This is a genomic window from Thermostichus sp. MS-CIW-38, from assembly GCF_054058415.1.
Genome location: NZ_JBSSAH010000066.1, coordinates 1 through 6948, shown reverse-complemented (window position 1 = coordinate 6948; position 6948 = coordinate 1). Strand labels below are relative to the sequence as shown.

General features: G+C 60.7%; 6 protein-coding genes. 4 read left to right on the top strand and 2 right to left on the bottom strand.

Annotated elements, in window-relative coordinates:
- On the bottom strand, positions 1–77 hold a 77-nt coding region (locus ACVWXZ_RS14065), incomplete at its 3' end, for a helix-turn-helix domain-containing protein (protein WP_414381514.1).
- 207 nt (positions 78–284) lie between these two features.
- On the opposite strand from ACVWXZ_RS14065, the gene ACVWXZ_RS14060 reads away from it, so the two are divergent.
- The 4 genes from ACVWXZ_RS14060 to ACVWXZ_RS14045 all read left to right on the top strand — a co-directional run bounded on the left by ACVWXZ_RS14060 (position 285) and on the right by ACVWXZ_RS14045 (position 6204).
- A complete protein-coding gene (locus ACVWXZ_RS14060) occupies positions 285–2096 on the top strand; it encodes an ABC transporter ATP-binding protein (protein WP_457444755.1) in 1812 nt (603 codons plus the stop codon).
- Positions 2097–2299: 203 nt separating this feature from the next.
- Positions 2300–3052 (top strand): response regulator transcription factor, encoded by a 753-nt coding sequence (locus ACVWXZ_RS14055; RefSeq protein WP_414342492.1) that lies wholly within the window; start codon positions 2300–2302, stop codon positions 3050–3052.
- 84 nt (positions 3053–3136) lie between these two features.
- Complete coding sequence (argZ, locus tag ACVWXZ_RS14050) at positions 3137–5269, top strand: bifunctional arginine dihydrolase/ornithine cyclodeaminase (RefSeq protein ID WP_457404348.1); 2133 nt, start codon at positions 3137–3139, stop codon at positions 5267–5269.
- Between the two features lie 68 nt (positions 5270–5337).
- The gene (locus ACVWXZ_RS14045; RefSeq protein WP_457404346.1) at positions 5338–6204 is read left to right on the top strand and encodes an SAM hydrolase/SAM-dependent halogenase family protein; all 867 of its coding nucleotides are present in this window, start codon (positions 5338–5340) and stop codon (positions 6202–6204) included.
- On the opposite strand, the gene ACVWXZ_RS14040 is transcribed toward ACVWXZ_RS14045, so the two are convergent.
- A complete protein-coding gene (locus tag ACVWXZ_RS14040) occupies positions 6151–6603 on the bottom strand; it encodes an Hsp20/alpha crystallin family protein (protein WP_457404345.1) in 453 nt (150 codons plus the stop codon). The two genes, ACVWXZ_RS14045 and ACVWXZ_RS14040, sit on opposite strands and share 54 nt — an antisense overlap.
- Positions 6604–6948 lie beyond the last annotated feature (345 nt).

Sequence of the window (6948 nt, the reverse complement as noted above, 5' to 3'; positions counted from 1 at the left end):
CCAGCAAAGCGGCGCATCTGCCGTTCCTGCTGGCTGTTGGGCAGCAATTCGTACTTGAAGGCTTGAAGTCGTTGCACCGCTCAATCGTATTCTTGACCTATGCGTGATGACAACGATATAGGCTACGGTTCGCGCTATCCTTCCCTGCCCTGAAGGACGGGGCTTGCCGCGCCTTTTGGTCAGCGGTGCGGAGCACTTTGGAGGCCAAGGCGGGGGCGGTAGTCTATAATCCTGCCAATTCCCCTAATGCGTTCGCGCCAGCGGTGCGGAGCACTTTCGTCGCCATGACTGAGGCTGTCTCTACTGCCGATTCTGCCTTGCTGACCGTACAAGGGCTGCGGGTTTTCTTGCCCAGCCGTGCAGCTGGCGAGCCCTCGGGATCCCCGGTGGTGGACGGGCTGTCTTTCCAGATCGGGATCGGCCAGACCTTAGGCCTGGTGGGGGAGTCGGGATCCGGCAAAACCATGACCGCCCTGACGCTGATTGATCTGCTGCCCAGCTCGGCCCGGGTGGAGGGCAAAATCCTCTTCAAGGGCCCCAACGGAACGGTGGACTGGCTGCAGTTGGATCCCCGGCAACGGCGGCGCTATCGCGGATCCCAGATCGCCATGATTTTCCAGGAGCCGAGCACCGCCCTCAACCCCCTCTACACCTGTGGCCAGCAGTTACAGGAAACCTTGAGGGCCAACACCTCCCTGAGCCCGGCGGAGATCCGCGCCCAAGCCATTCGCCTGTTTGAGGAGGTGCAGCTTTCTCCCCAGATGCTGGAGCGCTACCCTCATCAGCTCTCCGGCGGCCAAATCCAACGGGCGGCCATCGCCTGTGCCATCGCCTCCAATCCCCAACTGTTGATTGCCGATGAGCCGACCACCGCTCTAGATGTTACGGTGCAAGCGGAAATCCTGCGCCTGCTCTGGGAGCTGCAGCAGCACCGGCAGATGGCCATCCTCTTCATCACCCACGATCTCAATTTGGTGGCCGAACTGGCAGATCAGGTGGTGGTGATGCGCCGGGGCCAAGCTGTGGAACAGGGATCGGTGGAGCAGATCTTTCGGGATCCCCAGCATCCCTACACCCGCGGCCTGTTGGCCTGTCGCCCGGTGTTGGAGCGGCGGTTGCGGCGGTTGCCCACCGTCCAGGATTTTCTGGAAAAAGGGGGATCCCCAGAGGAGCAGTGGCAGCAGGTGGAGATCCCGGCTGCCGTTCGCGTAAGCGGGACGGAGTCCTTAGAGGAAGAACGGCTGCGCCGGCTGTACAGTCAGCCCCCCCTGTTGCAGGTGCAGGATCTGCGAACCCACTACGCCGTCCGTCGAGGGCCATTTGGCCGCCAGGTGGGCGAGATCCGGGCCGTGGATGGGATCACCTTTGACCTCTACCCCGGAGAGACCTTGGGGCTGGTGGGAGAATCCGGCTGCGGCAAAACCACCCTGGGGCGAACCCTGTTGCGCCTGGTCCGTGCCAGCTCTGGCCAGGTGATCTACGACGGCGAGGAGCTGCTCCGCTTGCCGCCCCAACGCTTACGTCGTCTCCGCCGCGAGATTCAGCTGATCTTTCAGGATCCGGCAGCCTCACTGGATCCGCGCATGAGTGTGGGAGCCAGCGTCATAGAGCCGATGGCCCTGCACGGGATTGGGAGAAATGCTGCTGAGCGACGAGCACGGGCCCAACGCCTGTTTGAACGGGTAGGGTTGGATCCGGAAGCGCTAGATCGCCTGCCCCACCAGTTTTCCGGAGGACAGCGGCAGCGGATCTGTATTGCCCGCGCCCTGGCCTCGGAGCCCCGCCTGATCGTCTGCGATGAGGCAGTGTCTTCCCTGGATGTCTCCGTGCAGGCCCAGGTGCTGAACTTGCTCAAGGATCTGCAGGAGGAACTGGGGTTGGCCTACCTGTTCATCTCCCACGACCTGAGCGTGGTCAAGTTCATGAGCGACCGCATCATGGTCATGAACCGGGGCCGCATCGAAGAGCTTGGCCCCGCTTCCCAGATCTACCAGCAGCCGCAGCAAGACTACACCCGCCGCCTCATCGCCGCGTTCGCGCCAGCGGTGCGGAGCACTTCCCCCAAAGGGAGATCCGTTCGCGATAGCGGGCCGTAGGCCTTAAAAACGCACCCATTTGCCCCAAACGGGTTGAAAAGTTTCCCCTGCATCCGGCTCCGGGCTGGGCAACCCTGCGGGTTAACTTCGCAGTAAGATTTGCAATGAGGCTAAAATTAAGTAAACTTCCAGTCGTAAAGCTTCGGCTCTTTGTTAGCACATTTAACAAAACGTTTTATCCGCAGTTTGGGCTGCAACCGGCTATGGCTCGCATACTCATTATTGAGGACGACCCTTCGATTCTGGATATCCTGCGCATCAATCTGGAGTTGGCGGGCTACGAGGTTGTGAAGGCCACCGATGGGGTGCGCGGACAAGCACTGGCTCTGCAAGTTCTCCCCGATCTGATCATCCTCGACCTGATGCTGCCCCAGGTAGATGGCCTGACCGTTTGTCAGCGCTTGCGGCGGGAGGAGCGCACCAGCGAGATCCCGATTTTGATGCTCACCGCCCTCGGCCAAACCCAGGACAAGATCGAGGGCTTTAATGCCGGTGCCGACGACTACCTGACCAAGCCTTTTGAGGTGCAGGAGCTGCTGGTGCGGGTGCGGGCCCTGCTGCGTCGCTCAGACCGGATCCCACAGGCGGCCAAGCATGGGGAGATCCTCACCTATGGCCCTCTCACGCTGGTGCCGGAGCGCTTTGAGGCGTTGTGGTTCGGCAAAACGATCAAGCTCACCCACCTGGAGTTTGACCTGCTCCACTGTCTGATGCAGCGACATGGGCAGACCGTTTCCCCCAGCGAAATCCTGCAGGAGGTGTGGGGCTACGAGCCCGACGACGACATCGAGACCATCCGTGTTCACATCCGCCACCTGCGCACCAAGCTGGAGCCGGATCCCCGCCACCCCCAGTACATCAAAACCGTCTATGGGGCGGGCTACTGTCTGGAGTTGCCCAACATTGCCGATCCCAGCCCACTGCAGCCAGAGCTGGCGAAAGATTCCCACAAATAATGATTCTTTCATGATTCTTGAGGATGCTGCTCACGCAACTGCTAATCTAGGGGATGCCCTGCTGCAGATTGCGCTCTGAGATCTATGCCTGGTGCCATTCGGTATTTGATGTGCCCACCCGATCACTACGAGGTGGACTATGTGATCAACCCCTGGATGGTGGGGAATGTTCACCGCTCTTCGCGAGAACGGGCGCTGCAGCAGTGGCAGGCTCTCTATTCGCATCTCTCGCAACGGGCGGAGGTGAAGCTGATCCAGCCGGTGCCGGGATGGCCGGATATGGTGTTTACGGCGAATGCCGGGCTCATTCTGGGATCCAAGGTGGTGCTGAGCCGTTTTTATCACCCAGAGCGGCAGGGGGAACAGCCCCATTTCAAGGCTTGGTTTGAGGAACAGGGCTACACCGTCTATGAGCTGCCGCCAGCCCTGGCTTTTGAGGGGGCGGGAGATGCTCTGTTGGATCGGGCAGGGCGCTGGCTGTGGGCGGGCTACGGCTTTCGCTCCATGTTGGAGTCTCACCCCTACTTGGCCAAGTGGCTGGGGATCGAGGTGTTGTCTTTGCGGCTGGTGGACGAGCGGTTCTACCACCTGGACACCTGCTTCTGCCCCCTCTCCGAAGGCTATTTGCTCTATTACCCGCCGGCTTTTGATGCTTATTCCAACCGCCTGATCGAGATGCGGGTGCCCCCCGAAAAGCGGATCCCGGTTCAGGAGGCGGATGCCATTCACTTTGCCTGCAATGCCGTGGATGTGAACGGCACGATCTTGGTGAATCGGGTCAGCCCAGAGCTGGAAGCCGCCCTACAGGAGCGGGGATTTGCGGTGGTGCAGACGGAGCTGACGGAGTTCCTGAAAGCTGGTGGGGCGGCCAAGTGCCTGACGCTGCGCCTCGACGAGACGGTGGCTCCCCAAACCGATCCGGTGGCCACGGTGCTCAGCCGGACGGTGACCCTCCAGGGACACTTGGTGGACAGCGACCTGCTCACCAGAGCCGTCGATTGCATTGTCGACAATGGCGGCAGCTTCCAGATCCTCAAGTTTCAACTTGGGGAAAAACGGCAGAGCACTTCCACGGTGGAACTGGCCGTTTCCGCTCCCACCGAAGAGACCCTGGACACCATTCTCAGCGCCTTGATCGAGCAGGGGGCCCGTCTCTCGGAGGAAACCCAGCAAGATGCCCGTCTGGAGCGGGTAGAGAAAGCAGGGGTAGCGCCCGACGATTTTTATGTCACCACCATCTATCCCACGCAGGTGCGGGTGGCCGGCCAGTGGATCCCGGTGCAGCGGCAGCGCATGGATGGGGTGATCGTGGTCAAGGGATCCGATTGCAATGGCAAGACGGAGTTTTCAGCCTATTGCACCCTGATTCGAGATTTGCAGGTGGGGGATGCCGTGGTGTGTGGGGTGGAAGGGATCCGCACCGTGCGCCAGGCCAGCAAAGAGCGCTCTTCCCAGGAGTTCACCTTTATGGGATCGGGGGTCTCCAGCGAGCGGCGGGTGGAGATCCTGGTGGAGCAGATTGCCTGGGAGCTGCGGCAAATCAAGGAGCGGGGCGGCAAAACGGTGGTGGTGGCAGGGCCGGTGGTCATCCACACAGGCGGCGGATCCCACTTGGCCACCCTCATCCGCGAAGGCTATGTGCAGGCACTGCTGGGGGGCAATGCCATTGCCGTTCACGATTTGGAGCAGAATCTCTACGGCACCTCGCTGGGGGTGGATCTGTCGCGGGGCACGCCGGTCAAGGGCGGCCACAAGCATCACCTCAAAACCATCAACCTCATCCGCAAGTATGGCAGCATCCGGGCTGCGGTGGAAGCGGGCGTGATTACCGGTGGGGTGTTCTACGAGTGCATTCGCGCTCAGGTGCCCTTCTCCCTGGCGGGATCCATCCGCGACGATGGGCCGCTGCCAGATACGGAGATGGATTTGATCAAGGCCCAGCAGGATTACGCACGGCTGCTACAGGGGGCCGACATGGTGCTGATGCTCTCCAGCATGTTGCACTCCATTGGTGCCGGGAACATGACGCCTGCCGGGGTCAAGCTGATCTGCGTGGACATTAACCCGGCAGTGGTGACCAAGCTGGCCGATCGGGGATCCCTGGAGTCGGTGGGGATTGTGACCGATGTGGGCCTGTTCTTGAGTTTGTTGGTGCAGCAGTTGGCGCGTTTGGGACAGGTGTACAAACGCCCAGAACCCGCTCTTGCCGCCCGCTAGCCACCCCATCCATAAGCGCTGTTATCTTTTGGGATCCTTAAACTGGGATCCTCAAGCCTCAAAAGGGTATGCCTTTTATTAGCCTGTTGACGGATTTTGGCCTGCAGGATCCCTATGTGGGCATTATGAAAGGGGTGATTCATACCCTTTCCCCACAGGCTCAACTCATCGACCTCAGCCACGAGATCCCGCCTCAGGATGTGGCGGCGGCTCGCTTTGCCCTGATGACGGCCTACCCCTATCTGCCGTCGGGCACCATTCACCTGGCCGTTGTGGATCCAGGGGTGGGGAGTAGCCGCCGGGCGGTAGCCATCCAAACCGAGACGGGCTTTTTGGTTGGCCCTGACAATGGCCTGTTCAGCGGCGTTTTGGCCCAAACTCCGGCGCTGGCTGCTGTGGAACTCAACCGGCCCCGCTATTGGCGCACCCCCTCTCCCAGCCGCACCTTTCATGGGCGGGATATTTTTGCCCCGGTTGCCGCTCATCTGGCCAACGGGATCCCTTTGGCGGAGCTGGGGGATCCCCTAGACGTAGCAGAACTAACCCGCTGGGAGTGGCCGCCACCCCAGATGGAGACCAACGGCTGTCGCGGCCTGGTCCAGGCCATCGACCACTTCGGCAACGGCATCACCAACCTGCCCGGACAGTGGGTGGAAGGTCGAAGCTGGAGCGCCTCGGTCAAAGGGATCCCCGTCCGCTCCGTGGCCACCTTTGCTGAGGGAGAAGTTGGGGAAGTGCTGGCCCTGGTGGGCAGCTCCGGCTGGGTGGAGATCGTGCAAAACCGAGGCAATGCCAGCCGGGCGCTGGATTTTAAGGTGGGAGATGAGGTGCGCGTGCAGTGGATCCTCACCCCCAGCCCCTCTCCCGAAAAGAGGGGGATCCTAGGCAGGTTGGCTTTCCACCGTCACGGCTTCCGTCGGAGTAGTGGGGTTTGAGGCGCCCACTTGGACTTTGATCACCCGCGCTGCGTCGGCTTTGGGCAGAGTGAGGGTGAGGATGCCGTCGCGATAGGTGGCCGAGACTTTCTCCGGCTGGATGCGGCGGGCCAGCTTGAGGATGCGTTGAAAAGGTTGGGGCTCCACTTCTTGGTAGCGCAATTCAGCACCTTCAGGGCCGTGAACCTGGATCTCGCCGCTGATGGAGAGCTGTTGAGCCGTGGCCTCGATGTGGAAGCGTTCCCGATTGGCACCGGGCACCCACAACTGGACGGTGTAGGCTTCGTCGCTCTCCCAAACCTGCAGAGGAGTGGGCAGGAAGGAGCGAGAGCGTCCCCGGTTGGGCTCCGCTTGCAGAGCTTGTACCTCGAAAAGCGGGCTGAAGTAAAGAGTTGCCATAGTGTCTCCTAGGGTAAATAGGCTAAGTCATCAATGGAGTTGAGGGAAGCGAAGAGATCTCGGCAAAGAAGGCTTGGCCTGCACTTGGGATTTGAATTCACAAAATCCTGCTCTGATCATCCAAGAAAGCCATCCCAGCGAGGGAGGGCAAACCGATCTGCGATAGGCAGGATCCCCTCACCTCATGGGGAAGAGGGATGAAAACAAACAGGGCAATCCAATGGTTCACCAAATTTTCGGGCTGGAGGCGCGCACCATAGCCGCAGGCTTGGTGTCGGGAGGAAAGCCCTCCTCCATATAGGTTTGCTGGTCAAAAGTCTGGATAAACTACAATAAGCCCATGAG